Origin of the sequence: Lacrimispora sp., from assembly GCF_047605665.1 — a bacterium.
Classification (GTDB): Bacteria; Bacillota; Clostridia; order Lachnospirales; family Lachnospiraceae; genus Lacrimispora.
Genome location: NZ_JASGFH010000015.1, coordinates 102,321 through 125,024, shown reverse-complemented (window position 1 = coordinate 125,024; position 22,704 = coordinate 102,321). Strand labels below are relative to the sequence as shown.

Annotated in this window: 21 protein-coding genes; 14 read left to right on the top strand and 7 right to left on the bottom strand. The window is 43.6% G+C overall.

Annotation, left to right across the window (positions count from 1 at the left end; genetic code table 11):
• Nucleotides 1-12 precede the first annotated feature (12 nt).
• The 4 genes from recF to dnaA form a co-directional block, all read right to left on the bottom strand.
• Nucleotides 13-1,098 (bottom strand): DNA replication/repair protein RecF, encoded by a 1,086-nt coding sequence (recF, locus tag QM657_RS13500; protein ID WP_415067220.1) that lies wholly within the window; start codon nucleotides 1,096-1,098, stop codon nucleotides 13-15.
• A 112-nt stretch (nucleotides 1,099-1,210) separates the two neighbouring features.
• A complete protein-coding gene (locus QM657_RS13495) occupies nucleotides 1,211-1,420 on the bottom strand; it encodes an RNA-binding S4 domain-containing protein (protein ID WP_415067219.1) in 210 nt (69 codons plus the stop codon).
• A 20-nt stretch (nucleotides 1,421-1,440) separates the two neighbouring features.
• Complete coding sequence (dnaN, locus tag QM657_RS13490) at nucleotides 1,441-2,562, bottom strand: DNA polymerase III subunit beta (RefSeq protein WP_415067218.1); 1,122 nt, start codon at nucleotides 2,560-2,562, stop codon at nucleotides 1,441-1,443.
• A 258-nt stretch (nucleotides 2,563-2,820) separates the two neighbouring features.
• Nucleotides 2,821-4,197, bottom strand: coding sequence for a chromosomal replication initiator protein DnaA (gene dnaA, locus QM657_RS13485; protein ID WP_415067217.1), 1,377 nt, complete (start codon nucleotides 4,195-4,197; stop codon nucleotides 2,821-2,823).
• A 458-nt stretch (nucleotides 4,198-4,655) separates the two neighbouring features.
• On the opposite strand from dnaA, the gene QM657_RS13480 reads away from it, so the two are divergent.
• From QM657_RS13480 to rsmG, 9 genes are all read left to right on the top strand, one after another.
• Nucleotides 4,656-5,276, top strand: coding sequence for an ECF transporter S component (locus QM657_RS13480; RefSeq protein ID WP_415067216.1), 621 nt, complete (start codon nucleotides 4,656-4,658; stop codon nucleotides 5,274-5,276).
• A gap of 136 nt (nucleotides 5,277-5,412) precedes the next feature.
• Complete coding sequence (gene rpmH, locus QM657_RS13475) at nucleotides 5,413-5,547, top strand: 50S ribosomal protein L34 (RefSeq protein WP_415067215.1); 135 nt, start codon at nucleotides 5,413-5,415, stop codon at nucleotides 5,545-5,547.
• A 58-nt stretch (nucleotides 5,548-5,605) separates the two neighbouring features.
• A complete protein-coding gene (rnpA, locus tag QM657_RS13470) occupies nucleotides 5,606-5,953 on the top strand; it encodes a ribonuclease P protein component (protein ID WP_415067214.1) in 348 nt (115 codons plus the stop codon).
• A gap of 4 nt (nucleotides 5,954-5,957) precedes the next feature.
• Nucleotides 5,958-6,173, top strand: a complete 216-nt coding sequence (yidD, locus tag QM657_RS13465) for a membrane protein insertion efficiency factor YidD (protein ID WP_415067213.1) — start codon at nucleotides 5,958-5,960, stop codon at nucleotides 6,171-6,173.
• Nucleotides 6,174-6,192: 19 nt separating this feature from the next.
• Nucleotides 6,193-7,473, top strand: coding sequence for a YidC/Oxa1 family membrane protein insertase (locus QM657_RS13460; protein WP_415067212.1), 1,281 nt, complete (start codon nucleotides 6,193-6,195; stop codon nucleotides 7,471-7,473).
• A gap of 12 nt (nucleotides 7,474-7,485) precedes the next feature.
• Nucleotides 7,486-8,163 (top strand): RNA-binding cell elongation regulator Jag/EloR, encoded by a 678-nt coding sequence (gene jag / locus QM657_RS13455; protein WP_415067211.1) that lies wholly within the window; start codon nucleotides 7,486-7,488, stop codon nucleotides 8,161-8,163.
• Nucleotides 8,164-8,239: 76 nt separating this feature from the next.
• Nucleotides 8,240-9,619: a tRNA uridine-5-carboxymethylaminomethyl(34) synthesis GTPase MnmE gene (mnmE, locus tag QM657_RS13450; protein WP_415067210.1), complete on the top strand. Its 1,380-nt coding sequence runs from the start codon at nucleotides 8,240-8,242 to the stop codon at nucleotides 9,617-9,619.
• A gap of 30 nt (nucleotides 9,620-9,649) precedes the next feature.
• Entirely contained in the window at nucleotides 9,650-11,596 is a 1,947-nt protein-coding gene (gene mnmG / locus QM657_RS13445) for a tRNA uridine-5-carboxymethylaminomethyl(34) synthesis enzyme MnmG (protein ID WP_415067209.1), read from the top strand.
• 10 nt (nucleotides 11,597-11,606) lie between these two features.
• Nucleotides 11,607-12,338, top strand: a complete 732-nt coding sequence (gene rsmG / locus QM657_RS13440) for a 16S rRNA (guanine(527)-N(7))-methyltransferase RsmG (RefSeq protein ID WP_415067208.1) — start codon at nucleotides 11,607-11,609, stop codon at nucleotides 12,336-12,338.
• 94 nt (nucleotides 12,339-12,432) lie between these two features.
• On the opposite strand, the gene QM657_RS13435 is transcribed toward rsmG, so the two are convergent.
• Nucleotides 12,433-13,380 (bottom strand): alpha/beta fold hydrolase, encoded by a 948-nt coding sequence (locus tag QM657_RS13435; protein ID WP_415067207.1) that lies wholly within the window; start codon nucleotides 13,378-13,380, stop codon nucleotides 12,433-12,435.
• Between the two features lie 311 nt (nucleotides 13,381-13,691).
• Between QM657_RS13435 and QM657_RS13430 the strand changes: the two genes are divergently transcribed.
• From QM657_RS13430 to QM657_RS13420, 3 genes are read left to right on the top strand one after another with little or no spacing between them, the layout of a single operon-like run.
• On the top strand, nucleotides 13,692-14,462 hold the full coding sequence (locus QM657_RS13430; protein ID WP_415067206.1) for a ParA family protein: 771 nt from the start codon (nucleotides 13,692-13,694) through the stop codon (nucleotides 14,460-14,462).
• A 2-nt stretch (nucleotides 14,463-14,464) separates the two neighbouring features.
• On the top strand, nucleotides 14,465-15,409 hold the full coding sequence (locus QM657_RS13425; RefSeq protein ID WP_415067205.1) for a ParB/RepB/Spo0J family partition protein: 945 nt from the start codon (nucleotides 14,465-14,467) through the stop codon (nucleotides 15,407-15,409).
• Nucleotides 15,410-15,456: 47 nt separating this feature from the next.
• Nucleotides 15,457-15,963 carry a DUF4446 family protein gene (locus tag QM657_RS13420; protein ID WP_415067204.1) on the top strand — a complete coding sequence of 169 codons (507 nt, stop codon included), beginning with the start codon at nucleotides 15,457-15,459 and terminating at the stop codon, nucleotides 15,961-15,963.
• Between the two features lie 50 nt (nucleotides 15,964-16,013).
• Here the strand turns inward: QM657_RS13420 and coaW are convergent, their stop codons facing one another.
• Entirely contained in the window at nucleotides 16,014-16,859 is an 846-nt protein-coding gene (coaW, locus tag QM657_RS13415; protein ID WP_415067203.1) for a type II pantothenate kinase, read from the bottom strand.
• Nucleotides 16,860-17,093: 234 nt separating this feature from the next.
• Here coaW and adhE point away from each other — a divergent pair, with 234 nt between their 5' ends.
• The gene (gene adhE, locus QM657_RS13410; protein WP_415067202.1) at nucleotides 17,094-19,709 is read left to right on the top strand and encodes a bifunctional acetaldehyde-CoA/alcohol dehydrogenase; all 2,616 of its coding nucleotides are present in this window, start codon (nucleotides 17,094-17,096) and stop codon (nucleotides 19,707-19,709) included.
• A 472-nt stretch (nucleotides 19,710-20,181) separates the two neighbouring features.
• On the top strand, nucleotides 20,182-21,588 hold the full coding sequence (gene ltrA / locus QM657_RS13405) for a group II intron reverse transcriptase/maturase (protein ID WP_415067201.1): 1,407 nt from the start codon (nucleotides 20,182-20,184) through the stop codon (nucleotides 21,586-21,588).
• A 91-nt stretch (nucleotides 21,589-21,679) separates the two neighbouring features.
• Here ltrA and nudC read toward each other — a convergent pair whose 3' ends face one another.
• Nucleotides 21,680-22,522, bottom strand: a complete 843-nt coding sequence (nudC, locus tag QM657_RS13400; protein ID WP_415067200.1) for an NAD(+) diphosphatase — start codon at nucleotides 22,520-22,522, stop codon at nucleotides 21,680-21,682.
• Between the last annotated feature and the right edge of the window lie 182 nt (nucleotides 22,523-22,704).

The window sequence follows — 22,704 nt, the reverse complement described above, 5'->3', positions numbered from 1 at the left end:
CTTCCTGAATCGTTAATTTTCACTGTTTACCGTACCGCTCATCACCCGGAATATCTTATCAATGGGAAAACGGTTGCTGACAAAATCTTCAAGCCCCGTACAGGTAATGATGGTCTGCACATGATCAATCCCTGCCAGTAACTGGTTTTGTCTGCTGCTGTCAAGCTCTGACAGCACATCATCTAACAAGAGGATGGGATAATCATTCACTTTCTTTTTCACCAGTTCTATTTCCGCAAGCTTTAAGGATAAAGCTGCTGTCCTCTGCTGTCCCTGGGAACCGAACCGCCGGATATCAATGCCATTGACCATAAAGCTTAAGTCATCTCTGTGGGGGCCTGTGAGGGTGGTTTTCTGCCTCAAATCCTGCTGTCTGCTCCGTTTCAATGCTTCCTCAAAGTCTTCTGCCTCCACATCAGGCTCATAAAAAATGGTGAGTTTTTCCTTTTCCCCGGAAATCTTCCAGTGGATGGCTTGAGTGGTTTCCTTAAGCTGATCCACAAATTCTCTCCGGCAGCCTATGACTTCTTTGCCATACTGAACTAACTGCATATCCCATACATCCAGAGTCTCTTCATATTCCGGGCGAAATGCCAAATCCTTTAACAGCTTATTTCGCTGGGTGATGATCCGGTTGTACTGGACTAATGAATGAACGTAAAGCCTGTTTAACTGGCATAATTCCAGATCAACGAACCTGCGCCTTTCGGCAGGGCCGTTTTTTATGAGATTTAAGTCCTCCGGAGAAAAAAACACCACATTGACGATTCCAAAGAGTTCACTGGCCTTTTTGATGGGAACCCCGTTGACCGCCACGCCTTTTGCCTTATTCTTTTTCAAATGCATGTCAATCCGGTACGGAACGTCTCTTTTTCTGATGTTCAGCTTGATATGGGATTCATCCCGGTCAAACTGTATGATCTCCTTATCCTTGCTCCCCCTGTGGGATTTGGTGGTAGCGCAGACATAAATTGCCTCCAGGACATTGGTTTTACCCTGGGCATTGTCCCCATAGAGTATGTTAGTTCCCTGACTGAAATCCATATGTAATTCGTCGTAGTTGCGGTAATTTTTCAGCTCTATAGATTCAATCATCATGGAGTTTTATTCCCTCTTAATCCGCCCATCTTTTCAGGGCATAATGGTATGCCTGCAAGGTACTTTTTCTCTCCTGCCCATGTTTCCAGGGAATTTACGTATACCCGTCAGGTCAAGCCTGGATTTTAATGGTATTCCCTTCAAAGGTAACCGTATCCCCGTCTCTTAATTTCTTTCCCCTCTGGTATTCTATCTGGCCGTTGACCAGGACAAGGCCATCCGCTATTACATTCTTGGCATCAACGCCGGAGCCAACCAGGCCGGAGGCTTTTAAAGCCTGGCCCAGTTTGATGTATTCATCTCTCAATTTTATGATTTCCATTGATCCTCTTCTCTGCACCTTTAAACGGATGCCGCATTAAAATTAACAGGAAGAATCAGGTAAATGTATTTTCCATCCTCATCCCGGATAAAGCAGGGGGTTTTTGCATTGAGCATGTAAAGAGCCACTTCTTCGTCATCGATAATCCTTAATGCATCGATGAGGAACTTGGGATTAAAGCCGATCATGATGTCCTTTCCTGTTTTGTGGATGGACATCTCCGCATTCATGGAGCCGAAGCTGGAGTTGATCTTAAGCTGCATCTCCTGATCCTCCACATTGATGATGAGAGGCTTTTTGTCATTTTCCCGAACAAGGATGGTGGCCCGGTCCAAACAGCTTAAAAGCTCTTTCCTGTTTACCATCAGCTTTGTTTCATAATCGCTGGAGAGCATCTGGTCAATGCGGAAGTAATCTCCTTCTATCAGGCGTGATACCACGATGGTATCCTCAAACTCAAATAAAATATGGTTGGGACTGAAGAAGATGAGAACTTCTTTTTCATTATCTCCATCCAGAATTTTACTGATTTCGTTTAGAGTCTTGCCAGGAACAATGACTTTTATATCATGATACGTGTCTTTTAATTCAATATTCCGGATGGAAATGCGGTGGCCATCCAGGGAAACCACCTTTAACTGGTTTCCTGTCACCTGAAAAAGCTCTCCTGTCATCATCTTATTGCTGTCGTTGGGCGCAATGGAAAAGATGGTCTGGCGGATGACTTCTTTTAAGGAAAACTGAGACAGACAGATATAGTTGTCCCGCTCAATGTATGGGAGATAGGCAAATTCTTCGCCATCCCGTCCCTGAATGTCAAATACGGACTTTTCACAGGAAATGGTGGTGGTGAACTTTTCATCGCTTGTAATGGTGATGAGGGAATTTCCTTCTGAGGAGAGCTTTCTGACGATCTCAGAAAAAAGCTTGGCTTCAAGGGCGATCTTTCCCCTCTCCAGGATGGTTCCTTCCACCTTTGTTTCAATACCGAGTTCCATGTCATTGGCAGTCAGTTTGATTTCAGAGCCGCTGGCATCGATAAAGATGCATTCGAGGATGGTCATGGTGGTCTTACTGGAAACCGCCTTTAATACAATATTAATGCCGTTTAAAAGGGCATCTTGCTGGAATGTCAGTTTCATGATTGTTGATAACTCCTTTGCTTTGAAAATGGCAATAAATGAATGGATGATATAGTTAAATTCCGTCGTATTAGTAGTAGGGGCTGTGGGTTTGTGTAAAAGCCCTGATAACCGTTGTAAGGGCTGGTTTTTCTCTGTATATAAGGCTGTGAATAACGTCCACAAAAGTCAAGTAAAACTGGAAGGTTATCCACAAGCAGATGAGAACCCATTCTGAACCCCTTTTTATCCACAGGAAATTAACACCTCATACACAGGTTACTGTGGATTAATCTTCTTTTTTAATATCTCTATGGTATTGTTTAAGGATTCGTTTTTATTGATGTCTGCCGTGATCTTTTCTATCCCGTGGATGATGGTGGTGTGATCCCTTCCTCCTAAGAATTTTCCTATCATCTGCAAGGGGGTTCCCACCATCTCCCGGCAGAGATACATGACGATCTGGCGGGGATAGACGATTTCCTTGTTCCGCTTCTGGGAACAGATATCAAGGGGGGTGATGCCGTAGTGATCGGCAACCACCTGGATGACCAGTTCAGGCGTGATTTCCCGTTTGTCATTGGGGGAAATGATGTCCTTTAAGGCTTCTTCCGCCAGCTCTACGGTGATTTCCTTATTATCAAGGCGGGAGAGAGCGACGATTTTTGTCAGGGCTCCTTCCAGCTCCCGGATGTTGGATTTGATGTTGGTGGCTATGTATTTGATCACTTCGTTGTCAATGTTATAGCCTTCCATCTCTTCTTTTTTGCGCAGGATGGCCATCCTGGTCTCGTAATCAGGAGACTGGATGTCCACGGTTAAGCCCCATTCGAACCGGGAACGGAGGCGTTCCTCCAGGGTTTCGATTTCTTTTGGAGGCTTATCGGAGGAGATGATGATCTGCTTCTTAGCTTCATAAAGGGCGTTGAAGGTGTGGAAGAATTCTTCCTGAGTACTTTCTTTTCCTATGATGAACTGAATATCATCGATGAGAAGGACATCGTTATTGCGGTATTTTTCCCGGAATTCTGTGGGGGAAAAGTTGTTTTTGTTTCGGATGGCGTCGATCAGCTCGTTGGTGAACTTTTCACTGGTCACGTAGAGGACCTTTGCTGACGGATTGTTTTTTAATATGAAATGACCGATGGAATGCATTAAGTGGGTCTTTCCCAGTCCAACGCCTCCGTAAATGAAAAGAGGGTTGTAGATTTCACCGGGAGATTCCGCCACAGCCAGGGAGGCTGCATGGGCCAGGTTGTTATTGGCACCAACGACAAAGGTATCAAAGATATACTTTGCATTTAAGTTGGCTGTCTGGATGGCTGACTGGCTGACAGAGCCTGCCGTGTTTGTAATGAGAGTGTTGCCTGCAGGAGCCGGGGATTTCTCTTCCTGAATCTGACTTTCCACCACAAAATCAATGGTGCATTCAAAACCGGTCACTTCTTCAATGGTGATCTTCAGAAGAAATCCGTATTTTTTACGGATGTATCCTAAAAATTCCACATCAGGAACTGTGACGATCACTTTTTCGCCGCTTACGGCATGAACTTTTAAGGGGAGAAGCCAGGTTTTGAAAGACACGTCAGTGATATCGTGTTCTTCTTTTAAATTCAATAAGATTTCGTCCCATTTTTCTTTTAACTTTTCTAACATTGTAAGTCTCCTACATCATAAAAATGCAAATGTGCGCATTAGCCCAATCTACAGTTCATTCTATACTATTTTAAGATAATTTTCAATGAGATTAGTAAAAAATTGTGGATAAGTGTGTGAAAACCCTGTTTATTCTATGTGAGCGGCTTGTTGATAACCATCCGGAGAGATATTTTTCCACAAAAATGGGAAAATATAAAAGTTACTTTATTCACATTCTGGAAATATTGGATTTATCTGGGGATGGAGGACATGCTTGTGAACAAATAATGGGTTATCAAGATAATATCCAGAGAGTTTTCCACAAGTTATCCCCATTTTGTTGATAACTTTATGTAAATCAACAAACCTCGACGGTATGTTGAACTTTCTTGACCTGGGTTCCTTTTTTCATGTATAATGCAGGTGTAACGAACTGCATTGTATCTTATTAAAGAACAGTAGCACAGGAGGTAAATATGAATATTTTAAACAAAACCCGCAGCATGGTATTGACAGCAGTGTTCGCTGCCATTATCGTCATTTTGGCGTTAACTCCCTTTGGACTGATTCCTCTGGGATTTATGAACGCCACCATCATCCACATTCCGGTCATAATTGGAGCCATTGTTCTTGGACCAAAATATGGCGGATTTTTAGGAGGGATATTCGGTTTGGCCAGCTTATGGAAAAACACTTATATGCCCAATCCTACGTCTTTTGTGTTCTCTCCTTTTATAAAGGTAGGAGAATACGGAGGAAACTTTGGGAGCCTTGTGATCTGTATGGTTCCCCGGATTTTAATCGGAATTGTGGCTTATTACGTATTCCGGGGAGTTTTAAAAATCTGGAAAGGCAGGAGTAAGGCTGCCCTGGCAGCGGCGGGAGCAGCAGGAGCATTAACCAATACGTTATTGGTAATGAATCTGATTTACTTATTTTTTGGGAAAGAGTACGGGATGGCTGCAAAGGGACTGACAGACGGCGTTTACGGAGTAATTATAGGAATTATCTTTGTCCAGGGAGTTCCTGAGGCGATTGTTTCCGCAATTCTCACGGTTGCCATTACACAGGCACTTTTTAAGGTCATGAAATCATGAGAAAAATAATTTTTCCCTTGACGAACCAACCTTTGTTCTATATAATTGAAACGATGTTTAACTAAAATAGTCTCAATGTGTTTCATCATATTGCCTATGATAAAGCGATTGTAACAAGAGGAGGTGTCCGTAGATTATGAAGATGACGTTTCAGCCAAAAAAGAGACAGAGAGCTAAAGTTCATGGTTTTAGAGCCAGAATGAGCACTCCAGGCGGAAGAAAAGTTTTAGCTGCCAGAAGAGCAAAAGGAAGAGCAAAATTATCAGCTTAATGGACCAGGCCGCAAGTAATTGTGGCCTTTTCTTTTCCCAAATAAAGGAAAGAGTTTCATGAAACATTTTAATTCAATTAAGAAAAACAGAGATTTTCAGGCGGTTTATGAAAACGGAAAATCTCTTGCCAACAGGCTGCTTGTCATGTATATAAAGAAGACGGACAGGCCCGAAACCAGAATCGGAATATCCGTCAGCAAAAAAGTGGGAAACAGCGTGGTAAGGCATCACATAACCAGATTAATCAGAGAGAGCTTCAGGCTTCATGTGAATCAGGTAGAGACAGGTTTAGACATCGTGGTCGTTGTGAGACCGGCGGCCAAAGAAGAAAATTACGAAAAAATTGAGAGTGCATATATGCACTTGTGCGGACTTCATAACATTTTAAAAGAAGAATCGAAGTGATCTTATGGTAAAAAATTTCATGATTTTGATGATCAGGGGATACCAGAAGTTTTTGTCTCCTCTGAAAATAAGAACTCACTGCATTTACACGCCTACGTGTTCTCAATACGCCATTGAAGCACTGAAAAAGTACGGCGTGGTGAAGGGTACATTTTTAGCTTGCAAAAGAATCCTTCGGTGTAATCCTTTTGCAAAAGGCGGTTATGATCCAGTTCCGTAAGAGATGAGGAGGTAGTTCATTGGAATTCTTAGTACTCACTAAGGTGGGAGGCATTCTGGGGCCCTTTGCGACCGTTCTGGGTGTTATCATGGATTGGCTTTTTAAGCTGACCAGCACATTCGGAATCCAGAATATTGGTTTGTGTATTATTTTATTTACTCTTGTGACAAAGCTTCTTATGTTTCCCCTCACGTTAAAGCAGCAAAGATCTTCAAAGCTGATGAGCGTTATGCAGCCGGAAATTTCTGCAGTTCAGGCCAAGTATAAGGGAAAGTCAGATCAGGAGTCCATGAGAAGACAGAATGTGGAGATCCAGGCAATTTATGAAAAGTATGGCACTTCCATGACCGGCGGCTGTCTGCAGCTCGTCATCCAGATGCCCATTCTATTTGCTTTGTATCAGGTTATTTACCATATTCCTGCTTACGTACAGAGCGTAAAAGCAGTATTTGAAAATGTGGTTGTTAAAATCAGTTCCCTTGGAATGGACCACGTGGGAATCTTGAATCAGTTTGCCAGTGAAAACAAAATCAATACAAGCCGGATCGGTGATTTAGCCACCAGCGACGGTATGGTTGACTTTTTATACCAGTTGAATCCGAGCCAGTGGAAGGCCCTTGAAGGACTGTTTCCCAGCGTTCAGAATGTGATTTCTCAGAGTGCGTCTCAGATTGAACACATGAATTCCTTTTTGGGAATCAATCTGGCTTCCACTCCTTCCAGCGTTATGTTTCCCCCGGAAGGCGGCTTCCGTTTAAGCCTTGCCCTTCTCATTCCCATTCTGGCCGGTTTAAGCCAGTGGTTCAGCGCAAAGCTGATGACTGCCAACCAGCCTCAGAATGAAAATACGGAAAACAATGCCATGGCCCAGTCCATGAAGAGCATGAACACAGTTATGCCTTTGATGTCCGTATTCTTCTGTTTCACCTTTGCTTCCGGTATCGGTATTTACTGGATTGCATCCAGCGTGTTCCAGATCATCCAGCAGCTCGCTGTAAACAGCTATTTCAATAAGATTGATATGGATGAGATGATCAGGAAAAATATGGAAAAGGCCAATGCCAGGAGAGCGAAAAAGGGACTTCCTCCTCAGCAGGTTTCCCAAAACGCTACAGCTACCTTAAAGAATCTTCAGGCAGCCAATGAAAAGGCAGAGTCTGAGAAGAGTGCCAAGAAAGAAAAGGCAAAGGAGCAGGCCCAGGCTTCCAAAGATTATTATGAAAGCGGATCTTCAGACCCTAACAGCATTTCGGCCAAGGCCCGTATGGTTCAGAAGTATAATGACAAGAACAGTAAATAGGAGGGGTGACCTATGGATATGATTACAGTTTCAGCCAAAACCGTTGACGAAGCAATTACGAAGGCATTGATCGAATTGGGTACAACCAGTGACCAGCTGGAGTATGAGGTTATTGAAAAGGGCAGTAATGGTATTCTGGGAATTATCGGTGCAAAACCGGCTGTCATCCGCGCAGGAAAGAAAAAGAAGCAGGAAGAGACCCTGGAAGAAAAAGCAGCAGCTTTCCTTTCTGACGTGTTCGGCGCTATGGATTTGAATGTCAATCTGGAGGTTTCCTTTCAGAAAGAGGAGAGAGAGCTTTCCATTGACATGTCCAGCCAGGACATGGGTATCTTAATCGGCAAAAGAGGACAGACTCTCGATTCCCTCCAGTATTTAGTAAGCCTTGTTGTGAATAAGGAAAGCGAAGATTATATCCGGGTCAAGCTGGACACGGAAAATTACAGGGAGCGGAGAAAAGAAACTCTGGAAAACCTGGCTAAAAACATCGCTTATAAGGTAAAGAGGACGAGACGTCCGGTTTCCTTAGAGCCCATGAATCCCTACGAAAGACGGATCATCCATTCCGCCCTTCAAAATGACAAATCTGTCATCACCAGAAGTGATGGAGAGGAACCTTTCCGCCACGTTGTTATTTCTTTAAAAAGGGATCATTTGAAAAAAGAACGGTATTACGAAAAAGATAAATAAGTCACACAACAATGAGGGGTTGGGGCTGTCGCAAGGCACCCTCACCCCTTTTCCATATAAATCCAGGTGATCGAATATGAAGACGAATACAATAGCAGCCATCGCCACAGCCATGTCCAGTTCCGGAATCGGAATTGTGAGAATCAGCGGCGAAGAGGCATTTCCAATTATAGATAAAGTGTTTAAAACAAAGGGAAAGAAGGAAAAAAAGCTTTCGAAAGAGCCATCCCACACCATCCATTACGGTTATATCTGTGACGGGGAAGAGGTGATTGACGAGGTTCTGGTGATGATGATGAAGGGGCCTAAAAGCTATACGGCGGAGGATACCATTGAAATTGACTGTCACGGGGGAGTTCTTGTGACGAAGAAGATTCTGGAAACAGTTTTAAAGCATGGAGCCAGACCGGCAGAGCCGGGAGAGTTTACCAAGAGGGCATTTTTAAACGGCAGGCTGGATTTATCCCAGGCAGAGGCTGTCATCGATGTGATTCATGCTAAGAATGATTATGCCTTGAAGTCTTCTGTCAGCCAGTTGGAAGGAGCTGTTTCCAAAAGAATCCGGGGGATGAGAGAAAAGATTCTCTATGAGATCGCTTTTCTCGAATCAGCTCTTGATGACCCGGAGCACATTTCTTTGGAAGGGTATCCGGAGAAATTGTCAGAGGTGATGAAGCCTTTAAAGGAAGAGCTGGAAAGTCTGATTAAGTCTGCGGATAACGGAAGGGTTCTTTCAGAAGGAATTGAAACGGTTATTTTAGGAAAGCCCAATGCAGGGAAATCTTCTCTTTTAAATGTTTTAGTGGGAGAGGAGAGGGCCATTGTAACTGACATTGCGGGAACTACCAGGGATACCTTAAAGGAACAGATCAGGCTGGAGGATTTAAGCCTTCGCGTGGTGGATACGGCAGGCATTCGAAACACCGGGGATGTGGTGGAAAAGATCGGGGTGGAGAAGGCCAGAAGCGCTGCCAAAGAGGCGGATTTGATCATCTATGTGGTGGATGGGTCATGTCCTTTGGATGAGAATGATAAAGAGATTATAGAGTTTATAAAGGACCGGAAAGCGGTCGTGCTTTTGAATAAAACCGACCTGGAGGCAGTTGTCACAGAGGAGGAATTAAAGAGCAGAACAGGCCATAAGGTGATCTCTATTTCAGCCAGGGAAAGGCTTGGAATAGAGGATTTGGAGCGGGAGATTAAATCCATGTTTTATCAGGGTGAAATCGATTTTAATGACCAGGTTTATATCACCAATGTGCGCCATAAGAATGCTCTTTTGGAGGCCCTCAAAAGTCTTTCCATGGTGGAAGAGAGCATTGAAAACGGAGTGCCGGAGGACTTTTATTCCATTGATTTAATGGATGCGTATGAAGGTCTTGGGACCATCCTGGGAGAGTCGGTGGAAGAGGATCTGGTCAACGAAATATTCAGCAAGTTTTGTATGGGAAAATAGAAAGTTATGGATTCGGAAAGGAATAATAGGATGCAGCACATAGAAGAATTTTACGATGTTGTGGTAGTGGGTGCGGGTCATGCAGGCTGTGAGGCGGCTCTGGCCTGTGCCAGATTAGGGCTTGAAACCATTGTGTTTACCATCAGCGTTGACAGCATTGCCCTGATGCCCTGTAATCCCAACATCGGAGGCAGCTCCAAGGGACATTTAGTCCGGGAGCTTGATGCCCTTGGCGGGGAGATGGGAAAGGTGATTGACAAAACCTTTATTCAGTCCAAGATGCTGAACCAGTCCAAGGGCCCTGCGGTCCATTCTCTGAGGGCTCAGGCGGATAAGGCAGAGTATTCTAAGGCCATGAGAATGGTTTTGGAAAATACGGATCATCTGACCATCCGCCAGGCAGAAGTGTCGGAGATTATTACAGAGGATGGAATTTTAAAAGGGGTTAAGACATTTTCCGGGGCAATTTACCGCTGTAAGGCGGCTGTGCTGGCTACGGGAACTTATTTAAGGGCCAGATGCCTTTACGGGGAAGTGATCAATTATACGGGGCCTAACGGCCTTCAGGCTGCCAATCATCTGACGGAGTCTTTGAAAGCCAATGGGATTGAAATGTTTCGTTTTAAGACGGGAACTCCGGCCAGAGTGGATAAGAGGAGCATTGACTTTTCCAGGATGGAGGAACAGCTTGGGGATGAAAAGGTGGTTCCATTTTCCTTTTCCACGGACCCGGCAGAGGTTCAGAAGGATCAGATATCCTGTTGGCTGACCTATACCAATGAAAATACCCATGAGATTATTCGAAGCAATCTGGACCGTTCCCCCATGTATTCCGGAATGATTGAGGGAACAGGGGCCAGGTACTGCCCATCCATAGAGGATAAGGTGGTGAAGTTCCCGGACAAGAACCGGCATCAGGTTTTTGTAGAGCCTGAGGGGCTTTCCACCAATGAAATGTACTTGGCAGGGATGTCAAGCTCTCTTCCTGAGGATGTACAGCATGCCATGTACCGGACTGTGCCGGGCCTTGAGAAGGTGAAGATTATCAGAAATGCCTATGCCATCGAATACGACTGCATTAATTCCGTCCAGCTCGACGCGAGCCTGGAGTTTAAGTCTGTCAGGGGCTTATTCAGCGGAGGCCAGTTTAACGGAAGCTCCGGTTATGAAGAGGCGGCTGTTCAGGGCTTTATGGCTGGGGTCAATGCTGCCATGAAGGTGCTTGGACGGGAACCTAAGGTTCTGGACCGTTCAGAGGCGTATATTGGAGTGCTGATCGATGATCTGGTGACAAAGGAGAACTTTGAACCGTACCGCATGATGACCTCCAGAGCGGAGTACAGACTTTTACTGCGTCAGGACAATGCTGACCTGCGACTTATGGAAATTGGATATGATATCGGTTTGATCAGCCAGGAACAGTATGACAGGCTTCTCTGGAAGAAAGAGGCCATTGAAGAGGAAATCAAGCGTCTGGAAGCTGCCAATATTGGGGCATCGAAAGAAGTTCAGGAGTTTTTAGAGAGAAATGAAAGCACTCCTTTAAAAACAGGAACGACTTTGGCAGAGCTGGTGCGCAGACCGGAGCTGGGATATGTTATGTTAACTGAAATTGATTCCAACAGACGGTCGCTTCCTGAGGATGTGGCGGAACAGGTTCAGATCAATATTAAGTATGACGGGTATATCAGGAGACAGAAGCAGCAGGTGGCTCAGTATAAGAAGTTGGAAAATAAAAGGCTGGATGCTGATTTTGATTATTCTCAGGTGAAAAGCCTTAGAATTGAGGCCACTCAGAAGCTGAATTTATACAAGCCTTTATCCATTGGCCAGGCATCCAGAATCTCCGGAGTGTCTCCGGCGGATATTGCGGTTTTGATGGTTCACTTGGAACAGCTTCGTCATCAGAAGGGGTCAGAAAATAAGGTGAATCTGTCCTCAGGGCAAAGAGAGGGCTCCCTGGGGGAGAAGGAATGAGGAGCGGCGTATGACAGAAGATTTTAAGGAAAAGCTGGAACGGGAATTGGACTTATTATCTATAAAATTGGAAGAAAATCAATTAAACCAATTTTACGATTATTTTCAATTACTTGTTGAATGGAATAAATTTATGAATCTGACCGCTATTGTTGAAATGGACGAGGTGATAACGAAGCATTTTGCGGACAGCCTGTCTTTGATCAAAGCGGTGGAAGATATTGGTACAAAAGAGTATAAAATAATTGATGTGGGAACTGGGGCCGGTTTTCCTGGAATTCCTTTGAAAATAGCATTTCCCGGTTTGAAAATTACTTTGATGGATTCCCTGAATAAGAGAATTAAATTTTTGGACGAAGTCATAAAGAATTTAGGGCTTGAAAATATAGAGGCCATCCATGGAAGGGCAGAAGATTTGGGGAGAGATTCCCTTCATAGAGAGAAGTATGATTTTTGTGTTTCCAGAGCTGTCGCTAATTTGAGCACTCTGTCTGAATACTGTATGCCTTTTGTAAAAGTGGGAGGAGCCTTTATTCCTTATAAATCCGGGAAGATAGAAGAGGAGTTAAATGCGGCAAAACATGCTGTATTTTTACTTGGCGGGAAAGTGGAGAAGGTGGAGACATTTTTGTTGCCTGGAACTGATGCGGAAAGGTCTTTGGTGAAGATTGTCAAGAATGATGGCACTTCAAAGAAGTATCCGAGAAAAGCAGGGTTGCCTGCTAAAGAACCATTGAGATAAAATTGCTTATAGGGTAAAATAAAATGTTTCACGTGAAACATCCATTTGCATCAGGAATTCCTGTTTTGGATGTTTCACGTGAAACATTATTTTTTTAAACAAAAAACATTTGAATAATATTAAACAGCTCAGAAGGATTTTCCAACTGTGGAAAATATTTGGAATCTTCAATGAGAGAACCTTCAATAGCCGGATTTAAATTCTGATACTCCTTTATAGTTTCTTCCATATTTTCCATGGAGCTTCCCCCCACAAGGTAAATGCTGTTATTGATCTTTTTCAATGCATTGGAAATATTGCATTTCGTATAGTTACACTTCACACTGGCGTATAAGGACTTTGGTGATTCTCCCAAATGAGCCGACTCATAATAAGTATCGATGAGAGAAGTCTTTACAGAATAAGGATTGCAGTGATTGGAAGTGAGTTCTTCTGTAATGGACTGTTTGCTGGCAGCAATATGATAGAGCAGAGTTCCCAAAACCGGCAGGTCTAAAATGAATTTATACACTTTCCCATGTTTATTAGGAATCTGGCTGCAGGCCAGAATGGAGTCCGGATTGATGAGCATGACCTGGTCAAACAACTCAGGAGAATTGTTGCAGGCCATAACAGCCAGAGAGGAAGAGGAACCGGATGCGATCACATTGGTTCTATGTCCTATTTCTGACTTGATAAAATCAGATATCATCTGAACGTAAAGATAATTTGTATAAGTCAAATCAGGTTTTTCAGAGCGTCCGCATCCAAGGAGGTCCAAGGTGTATACGGTGTAATGGTCTTTTAATTGATGAATCATTTGGTTCCACTCGTATCCGCTGGAACAGACATTTAAATCATGAATCAGTAACAAAGGTTTTCCGGAGCCTGTCTTTGTATAGTGAATGTTGCCGAAACGCCATTTGTAGCAGAGGGATTTTGAATCTGCCAACAAGTTTTTGGACAGGGCAGAAATTTTAACAAATTTATTTATGACAGCCGTAACAGCAACGGAGCTGGCTGATAAAATGAGCAAAGTCAGTAATTTGTTCTTTGTTTTCATAGGTTACCTCCTGAAGGGAATGATCTCTTCCCCCTATTATAATATAATCAATATATACTTACAACGGGAAACATATTAATTTATTCTTAAAACTTGGAAATGAATGGATTTTTACTGGAAAAATGTTTCACGTGAAACATTTTTTGATAATTTATGTATTTTTTACATAAAAACCATAGGAAAAAAAAATAAAATATGCTATACTCTAGTCTGTACTGCAATTTCCAATGTTATAACAGGAAAAAATATGAGGTTGAAAGAAAATTGTATTTCAGCCATGAGTTTTTGAACCAACAGGATATGGAGGCAAAATGGGAAGAATCATTGCGATAGCAAACCAGAAAGGCGGAGTGGGCAAGACGACCACTGCAATTAATTTATCCGCCTGTCTTGCGGAATCAGGGCAGAGAGTATTAGCTGTGGACTTTGATCCACAGGGAAATGAAACCAGCGGGCTGGGAGTGGAAAAGACCACCATGGAACGAACCGTCTACGATCTGCTGGTAGGAGATTGTGAAATTGAAGAGTGCCTGATTACCAATGTTCAGGAAAATCTGGATTTGCTTCCGTCTGATGTAGATTTAGCAGGTGCTGAAATCGAGCTGCTGGAGATTGAAAACAAGGAAAGACTGCTCAAAAAGCATCTTGAAAAAATCGAGAAAAACTATGATTTCATCATCATAGATTGTCCTCCGTCATTGAACCTGCTGACGATCAACGCTTTAACAGCCGCAAATACCGTATTGGTGCCGATTCAATGTGAGTATTACGCTTTGGAAGGCTTGAGCCAGGTCTTAAAAACTGTAAATCTGGTGAAAAAGAAACTGAATCCTTCTCTTGAAATGGAAGGTGTGGTTTTTACCATGTACGATGCCAGGACAAACCTTTCCCTGGAAGTTGTGGAAAGCGTGAAGAACAATTTAAACCAGAACATTTATAAGACCATTATTCCCAGAAATGTAAGGCTGGCTGAAGCGCCCAGCCACGGGATGCCCATCAACTTATATGATTCCAGGTCAGCAGGAGCCGAAAGTTACCGGCTGCTGGCTGCAGAAGTGATAAGCAGAGGAGAAGAAGTCTAAATATGGGAAAGAGAACAGGTTTAGGAAAGGGCCTTGGAGCCATTTTCGGAGACGAAGTGATGGAATCTGCGGCAGAAGAGCAGGAAATGAAGCACAATTCCAGAACAGAAAACCATAGTATAAAAACAGATCAAAAAGAAGCTGAGGCGGAAACAGGAAAAGAGATGTTTTTAAAGCTGTCCTCCATAGAGCCTAACAGGGATCAGCCCCGAACGGAATTTAAAGAAGAAGCTTTGGTTGAGCTGGCGGAGTCCATGAAGGTATATGGAGTTTTGCAGCCTCTTTTGGTGCAGAAAAAGGGTGACCTTTACGAGATCATTGCAGGGGAACGGAGATGGCGGGCTGCCAAGCTGGCAGGTCTTAAGGAAGTTCCGGTGGTGATCAGGGAATACACCAAGCAGCAGACCATGGAAATCGCTCTGATCGAAAACGTTCAGCGAGAAGATTTAAATGCCATTGAAGAAGCAAAGGCTTATCAGAGGCTGATGCAGGAATTTGGCTTAAAGCAGGAAGAAATTGCGGCCAGAGTGTCTAAAAACAGGGTGACCATCACCAACAGCATGAGACTGTTAAAGCTGGATGAAAGGGTTCAGGATATGCTGATCCAGAACCAGATTTCAGGCGGACATGCCAGAGCTTTACTGGCGGTTGAGGATGGAGAGCTGCAGTTTCAGCTTGCAGGAAAGATCGCAGCGGAGAATTTAAGCGTCCGCGAGGTAGAGCGGCTTGTAAAATCCTTGTCCAGAAAGAAAACAGAAAAGGAAAAACCGTCGGAAGAAGAAACTCTTACCCTCATTTTCCGGGAGCTGGAGGAGCGGATGAAAACGGCCATGGGAACCAAGGTCAGCATCAACCGAAAGGACAAAAACAAGGGAAGAGTTGAAATCGAGTATTATTCTGAGGCAGAATTGGAAAGAATAGTAGAATTAATAGAATCCATAAGATAAGGTAAAGGCTCCCTTGGGGCAACGTTTATGAAAGCGAGGACGAAAGAATGGATAACAGCAGATTAAATCAGTTACCGATTGATCCTGCTTTTTTAATACTTGGATTAGGTGCAGCCACCTTGATATTGCTGGTGGTGGTCATTGTGTGTATCATTCAGATAAGAAAGCTGTACCGCAGATACGATTACTTTATGAGGGGCAAGGATGCCGAAACTCTGGAAGATATCATTATGGAGCAGATGGAGGATATTGCGGAATTAAAGGCAGAGGACAGGGCCAATAAGGACTCCCTGCGCAATACCAATAAAAACTACAGGAGTGCTTTTCAGAAATTCGGTATTGTAAAGTACAATGCTTTTAAAGGGATGGGAGGAAATTTGAGCTTTGCCATGGCAATGCTGGATTACACCAATTCCGGATTTGTTTTAAATTCCGTTCACAGCCGGGAGGGCTGTTATGTCTATATCAAGGAAGTGGACAGAGGGGAAACTGATGTTCTCTTAGGAAGTGAAGAAAAAGATGCCTTAGAGCAGGCATTGGGATATCATTCATAAAAAACCAGGTGGAGCTTTATTTGGCTCACCTGGTTTTTTTTATATAAATATTATAATAAAATTTGTTTCATTTCCATATGGTGTTCTTCGGTGAGAGCCGCTCCGATGGCAGTTCCGTATTCAGCCTGTTCCGGTATGATGAAATGAACGTCAAAGAGCTCTTCCAGTGAACGGAGAATTTGAGGGCATTGAGGCAGCTTTGCCAGATTTCCGGTCATGACAAAATTATGGATGTTGCTGTTTAATGAGGATAATATGGCGGATTTTCCAATGGCCTGGACTACCATGTTGATGATGCCGATGGCGATATCCTCCTCTGATATGGAACTTCGGACCTTTCCAAAGTTGGAGGCAGTGGCTGTCAGGGGGAGTCCGGGAAGAGGAGTTTTTGAAATGTCCTGAATCTGTAAGTCAATGTTGCTTAAATTGCCTCTGCCTGCCAGATCAATGATCTGGGAAATATCGGTGGTCTTTAACAGAAGGCTGGAGAGTCCCATAATGGTTCCGCCGCCGATTCCGATTCCTCCGATATGAACGATTTTATCTCCATTGACCTGAACCATGGAAGTTCCTGTTCCCATGCTGACCACGATTAAATCCTGGAGCCCGGTAAAATACTGTCCTCCCAGGCCGTTGCAGGTAAATTCCCCTACTTTATACGTGGGAATCCCATATAAAGGCTGTTCCACGTAAGCGCTTCCTACGCCTGTGATCATGATTTTTTCAATTTCATTTAACTGGATGCTGTTGTCGTAGATGAATTTTCCCAAGGCCCCAAAGAGAGAGGCGATAGGGTTATCGGCTTTTACAAAGGTGGGAATCTTCAATTGATTATTCTGAAACCCAACGATCTTTGTGGTACTTCCTCCGATATCGATTCCAATTGTTATTTTCATACTTTAAAATCCCCTTGTTTTCCTGGTAAAAATAAAAATTTTTTAGATTCTGAGGCTACTATAGCATATATATAGAAGATTGCCAAGTTTTTATATAAATGCAAGAAAATTTAGGCAAAAATTTTTTAAGGATGATTATTGACAAAAAAATAACAATAGAATATAATATAATCATCAAGATTGTTAAAATAATAACAAAAACCTATTTGACTTATAAAACGGAGGAAAGTTAAAATGGCAAAGAAAGAAGAACAGGTAATGGTCCCCCAAATCATTGACAGCGTAGATGGTCTGATCGCCAGGATGGATGCTATGCGGGAAGCACAGAAAGTATTTGCTTCTTATACACAGGAACAAGTAGATAAAATCTTTTATGAGGCTGCCAGCGCTGCCAATAAGATGAGAATCCCCCTCGCAAAGATGGCTGTGGAAGAAACAGGCATGGGCGTTGTGGAAGACAAGGTCATTAAGAATAACTATGCGGCTGAGTATATTTACAATGCCTATAAGGATACAAAAACCTGCGGTTTGATTGAAGAAGATAAGGCTTACGGAATCAAGAAGATTGCAGAGCCCATCGGCCTTGTTGCGGCAGTTATTCCCACAACCAATCCTACCTCAACTGCTATCTTTAAAACCCTGATCAGCTTGAAGACGAGAAATGCCATCATCATTTCTCCCCATCCCCGTGCAAAGAACTCCACCATTGCCGCCGCAAAGATCGTTCTCGACGCCGCAGTGAAGGCAGGAGCACCGGAAGGGATTATAAGCTGGATTGATGTTCCTTCTCTGGAATTGACCAATGAGGTTATGAAAGGTGCGGACATCATTCTGGCAACGGGAGGTCCGGGCATGGTAAAGGCAGCGTATTCTTCCGGAAAGCCGGCTCTGGGTGTTGGTGCGGGAAATACTCCTGTTATCATTGACGATACGGCAGACATTAAGATGGCGGTCAGCTCCATCATCCTTTCCAAGACCTTTGACAACGGTATGATCTGCGCTTCTGAGCAGTCTGTGACCGTTCTGGAATCCATTTACGATGCGGTGAAGAAAGAGTTTGCAGACAGAGGCTGCTATTTCTTAAAAGGTGATGAACTGGACAAGGTGCGCAAGACCATTATCATCAACGGTGCGTTAAATGCTAAAATAGTAGGACAGAAGGCCTCAACCATTGCAAAGCTGGCAGGAATTGAAGTTCCCGAAGCCACGAAAATTCTCATCGGTGAAGTGGAAAATGTCCACATCGAAGAGGAGTTTGCCCATGAAAAGCTGTCTCCGGTCCTGGCTATGTATAAAGCGGCGACCTATGATGAGGCCATTGAAAAAGCGGAGCAGTTGGTAGCAGACGGCGGTTACGGCCATACGGCTTCCATTTATGTCAATGTGAATGAGAAAGAAAAGCTGGCAAAGCATGCGGCGGCCATGAAAACCTGCCGTATCCTGGTGAATACACCGTCTTCTCACGGCGGCATCGGTGATATTTATAACTTTAAACTGGCTCCGTCCTTAACCTTAGGCTGCGGTTCCTGGGGTGGAAACTCTGTTTCCGATAATGTGGGTGTCAGACATTTGCTGAATATCAAGACCGTTGCTGAGAGGAGAGAGAACATGCTGTGGTTCAGAAATCCGGAGAAGGTTTACTTTAAAAAAGGCTGTATGCCGGTGGCACTTAGTGAGTTAAAAGAAGTTTATGACAAGAAGAGGGCTTTTGTAGTGACAGATTCCTTCCTTCACATGAACGGTTACACCAAGCCGGTGACAGATAAATTAGATGAAATGGGAATTGCTTATACGGTATTCTCTGATGTTCAGCCTGACCCAACCCTGGCAAATGCCCAGGCAGGCGCGGCAGCCATGAATTCCTTTAAGCCGGACACCATCATCGCATTGGGCGGAGGCTCTGCCATGGACGCCGCCAAGATCATGTGGGTGATGTATGAGCATCCGGAAGTGGATTTTAAGGATATGGCCATGCGCTTTATGGATATCCGCAAAAAAGTTTACACCTTCCCGAAAATGGGAGAAAAGGCTTACTTTGTGGCAATCCCAACCTCTTCCGGTACCGGTTCTGAGGTGACTTCCTTTGCGGTTATTACGGATCAGGAAACAGGAGTGAAGTATCCCATTGCTGATTATGAATTGATGCCTGATATGGCTATTGTGGACGCGGACAATATGATGAGCCAGCCAAAGGGCCTGACAAGTGCCTCCGGTATTGACGTTCTGACCCATTCCTTAGAGGCTTACGCTTCTGTTATGGCTTCTGATTATACCGACGGTCTGGCATTAAAGGCCATGAAGAACGTCTTTGATTACCTTCCTACAGCTTACAATCAGGGAGATCATGTGGAGGCCAGATGCAAGATGGCAGATGCTTCCTGTATGGCGGGTATGGCATTTAACAATGCATTCTTAGGGGTGTGCCATTCCATGGCTCATAAATTAGGCGCTTACCATCACCTTCCTCACGGTGTGGCAAATGCCCTGCTGATCACTCTGGTTATGGAGTTTAACTCCTGCGAAGCGCCCACCAAGATGGGAACCTTCTCCCAGTACCAGTATCCCCACACCTTTGAAAGGTATGTGGAGTGCGCACGTTTCTGCGGCGTACAGGGTAAGGATGATGCGGAGATTTTTAAGAACTTTATCCAGAAGATCGAAGAATTAAAGGCGGCTGTAGGCATCAAGGCTTCTATTAAGGAGTACGGAGTGGAGGAGAAATACTTCCTTGAAACTCTGGATGAAATGGTTGAAAATGCTTTTGATGACCAGTGTACAGGCGCGAATCCAAGATATCCTCTTTTGAGTGAGATCAAGGAAATGTACTTAAAGGCTTACTACGGTAAATAAGTTAATACATGCGGAAAAAGACCGTACCGGAATTCCGGTACGGTCTTTTGTTGTGCGCCCAGCATGGGCACAATCTTGTGGGTTCAAGTCCCTAGCACGTCCTAGTAGTGGAAAGTGCATAGCCTAAGACAAGGGTGTCGTCCGTGAGGGCGAATCTGAAGGAAGTCCGTGGGCAAATCTCTGGTCTGACGAACAGAAATCACATAAAAGGCATACTTTTGTGGGTAAGACTGCAACACAAGTCAAAGCCCTATAACTACTCGAAAACAAAAGGTGTAAATGTGGCAGATAGATGGAGAGGAAGATTGCGTTCTTACCTGGGGAGATCTTAGAGATAAGTTAAGAGATGCATTTCGAAATAACAACCCATGCAGTGATGTATGGCTGAACTCTAAGAAGTCAGCAGAAGCCATAGTACCGGAGTGGTTGCAAACACTACGAGAAGGGCTGAACAATAGGAGGTTTTGACAGTTTGAAAGAAACAAAGAAATGTGATAAAAGCAGACAACTAAATATAGGTCACCCACCGATGGATAGAGTGGAACTCGAAGGTTACGTGGGGGCGCTGAGCATTTCTATGACGTCACAAAACAGACAGAACGACCAAAGTAAATGTCAGAATGAATTGCTTGAGAAGATTATCAGTAATGATAACCTAAATGAAGCCTATAAAAGGGTGAAGAAAAACAAAGGTGGCCATGGAGTTGACAAGATGGGAGTAGATGAACTTCTAACATATCTAAAAGACAATGGGAACCAACTCAAACAGTCCATACTGGATGGCAGTTATAAGCCATGTCCCGTAAGGAGGGTAGAGATACCAAAGCCTGACGGAAAGAAACGACCATTAGGAATACCGACAGTGGTAGACCGAGTGGTGCAACAAGCCATAGCACAGGTACTAAGTCCGATATTTGAGAAAACCTTCTCGGATAACAGTTTCGGATTCAGACCGAACAGAAGTGCAAGCCAAGCAATTCTGAAATGCAAGGAATACATGGACAATGGTTACAGATGGGCAGTAGATATCGACTTAGAAAAATACTTCGACACAGTCAATCATGATAAACTAATCGGATTGATATTTAAAGAGGTAAAGGATATCCGAGTGATATCACTGATAAGAAAATATCTAAATGCAGGAGTAATGATTAACGGGGTAACTAATACCACAACAGAAGGAGTACCCCAAGGGGGAAACCTGTCGCCATTACTGAGTAACATTATGCTGAATGAACTTGATAAGGAATTAGAAAAGCGGGGATTGAACTTTTGTAGATACGCTGATGATTGTAACGTCTATGTGAAGAGTAAGAAGTCAGCTAATCGTGTTATGGAAAGCATCACAAAGTTTATTGAGAAAGACTTGAAATTAAAAGTCAATCGGGAGAAAAGTAAGGTAGACCGACCATGGAAGTTAAAGTATCTGGGATATACGTTTTATCCTAAAAAGGGTGAAATGGGAATAAGGGTACATACAAACTCAATCAAGAAACTGAAAGAGAAACTGAAAGGTATTACTGGAAGAAGTAATGCAATGAGCATGGAAGCAAGGGCATTTAAGATAAAACAAACTATCCTAGGATGGGTGGAATATTTTAGACTTGCAGAAATGAAGAATGTACTTAAAGAAGTAGATGAGTGGCTACGAAGAAGAATTCGCATGTGCTACTGGAAACAGTGGAAGATGATAAAAACCAAGCATGATAACCTAATGAGGCTAGGAATTGAGAATTATAAAGCATGGGAGTTCGCTAATACAAGAAAAGGCTATTGGAGGATATCCAACAGCCCAATTCTATCAAGGTCACTCACTAATCAATATCTCAAAGAACAAGGGTTTATAACAATGTCGGAAAGATATTTACAAGTAAGTTAATTCTATTGAACCGCCGTGTACCGAACGGTATGCACGGTGGTGTGAGAGGACAGTAGGTGAAATAATCACCTACTTCCTACTCGATTCTGACTTATCTGACATTTCCGTTTTTAAAAAGCATGATCATTTCATGGGTCAGGCTTAAATTGGTAAAGTCATCGGGAATTTCCTGTGGAGACATAAAGACAGCAGTGGATAACTCGGTTTCATCCAGCCGGATTTGTGGAGAACCGGAGACCTCGGCCCAGTAGCCCACCAAGATGGAGTCGCTGAACCCCCAGGGCTGGTTTTTGTAATAACGGATATTTTTCACTTCAAGCCCTACTTCCTCCATCACCTCCCGCCTGACAGTGTCCTCCAGGGTCTCGCCAAACTCCGTATAACCGGCTATAAGGGCATACCGGGTGTATTCCCTTCCGGCGTATTTGGTCAGCAGAAGCTTCCCTTCATAGGTGATGCCGACGATGACAGCGGGAGAGATTTTCGGATAAACCGTGTTGCCGCAGGAAGTACAGATCATGGAGCGCTCTTTTTTGCTCTTCATGGTAGGAGAGCCACAGCATCCGCAGAAACGGTTGGTTCCGTAGAAACGGTGAAGGTGTTCCCCGTTTACGGCGGCAAAGGAGACCCACATGGGATTTAAATTCCGTATGATATTCGTTTCATAAAAGCCCAGAGAAGGGCTTTCCTCTAAGGACACTCTGGTTTCATCCACCAGAAAGAAATCCATGCCGTCAATGGAAAAGATATAATCGCAGTGGGACATGGCCTCCTGGCCTGGGTCTTCTATTTCTTTAAACCTGGGAATTTCAGGGGAGTTTTCTTTTTTCAGCAAAATGTGTCCGGACCGGAAATAGAGAAAATAACTGTCCTCTTGTGGAGTCTTTACTTCAAATTCATTGTGAAATACATGGGGTAAAATATCCTGGATCATATGAAAATCCTTTCTTTGGAATTGTCTGCTTCATTAGAACATTTTAAGTTTCAAAGTCCGTTCTGTCAAGCTGAGTTGAAAAAGCGGTTGGAAGAAAAGATGGAAAGATGGATGGAAAGGCGGTTGAGAGTGAAGATAAGGCTATGGTGAAAAGGCTGAGATCAAAAGGATAAGGTCAAAAA